The organism is Streptomyces sp. NPDC054840 (assembly GCF_053611065.1).
The window spans coordinates 1-1,503 of sequence record NZ_JBSGZP010001084.1; the positions used below are offsets into that span (position 1 = coordinate 1).

At 73.5% G+C, this 1,503-nt stretch carries 1 protein-coding gene and 1 pseudogene; both read right to left on the minus strand.

The annotated features are described in order from the left end of the window. A partial coding sequence (mgt, locus tag ACWGIU_RS37720; RefSeq protein ID WP_453712579.1) for a macrolide-inactivating glycosyltransferase occupies positions 1-1,127 on the minus strand: 1,127 nt, incomplete at its 3' end. Positions 1,128-1,177: 50 nt separating this feature from the next. Continuing rightward, a pseudogene (locus tag ACWGIU_RS37725) lies at positions 1,178-1,503 on the minus strand (hypothetical protein); the annotation flags it as partial.

A 1,503-nucleotide genomic window follows, 5' to 3' on the forward strand; every position in this document is an offset into this window, starting at 1 on the left:
TCCGCGCGGGCGGCGACCTCGGGGTCGGCGACCAGCGCGAGGACCGCCTCGCGCAGGGTGGCGGCGTCGGCGTCCGCCATGGGGACGTGACGGGCCACGCCGAGGGAGACGAGCATGTCGGCGTTGCCGAACTGGTCGACGGCCTGCGGGACGGCGACCATCGGGGTGGCGGTGGCGAGCCCCTCCTGGCTGCCGCCGGCGCCCGCGTGGGTGATGAAGGCGTCGGCCTGGCGCAGGATGTCCAGCTGGGGGACCCAGCGGTGGACCTCCACACCGGCGGGGACCGGGCCCAGGTCGGCGTCGTCGGTGAACCTGCCGATCTGGAGGACGAGATGCCAGTCGGGCAGGTCCGCGAAGGCCTCGATGCAGGCGCGGTAGAAGGCCGGCTGGCGGGTGAAGGTGGAGCCGAGGGAGACGAGTACGACCTTCTTTCCCTCGGCGGACGCGGGCCGCCGCCACGTCCCCTGGGCCGTGCTGCGATCCCCCTGGCAGGCGCCGACGAAGGTGTGCACGGACCCGTCGACGCGGTCGGCGTGCGGCTGGAGCGCCCGGGGGATGAGGACGATGCTGCGCCGCGGGCGGCCCTGGAAGCGGTCGACGTCGTCGGGGAGGCCGTTCTCGGTGAGCCAGGCGGCAAAGGCGGCGTAGTAAGCCTGTCCGCGCCCGGAGGCCTTCAGCTCGGCGAACAGCGGCTCGGCCACCTCCTGCTCGTACCCCTCCCATGCGACGAGGTTCGGAGAGAGGGAGACGGCGGGGACCCCCCAGCGGTGGGCGAGCACGGGCGCGGGGTAGGAGGTGATGTCGTGGAGGACGAGGTCGGGCTCGTCGCCCTCGAAGGCGGTGGCGAGCTGCGGGAGCGCCTGGACGGCGTCGTTGAGGAACGGCTCCAGGTTCTCGATGAGTTCGGTGCCCCAGGCCTCGGGTTCGTCGTCGGTGGGGAGGGTCGAGCCGTAGATCACGGGCGTCGCGCCGGTCTCCGCGACCTTCTCGGCGAAGGAGGCGGGGATGGCGTAGCTGACGCGGTGGCCCCGGGCCACGAGTTCGCGGATCACCTCGATGCTCGGGTTCACGTGCCCGTGGGCGGCGATGGAGAACATGGCGATGTGGGCGGGCTTCGCTGTGGGCATGATCGGACGATAAGCGAGACGATACGTCTCGTGCAATTGATTTCGGCGGCTCAGGAAGGCCCGGACGGCCGGGAGGCACCGGACGGTCCCGACGCACCCGGCAGGCCGTTCGGACCCGACGGGCCGGACGGGTGATCCGAGGCCGTCATACGGGTGACGTCGACGTCGAGGGAGTCGAGCCAGGCGAGCGCGGCGAAGAACCGCGGCGAGGCGACCCCCGGCGGACCGTCCGCGGCGGACCCGCCGGGCGCGGGCGGTGCGCTCCGCGGATCTGCGGATTCCGCACCCGCACCCGCATCCCCATCCCCATCCGCACCCGCGCCGGTACCCGCACCCGCACCCGCGCCCGCCCCCGCCCACGCGGCCGCCTTCCGCA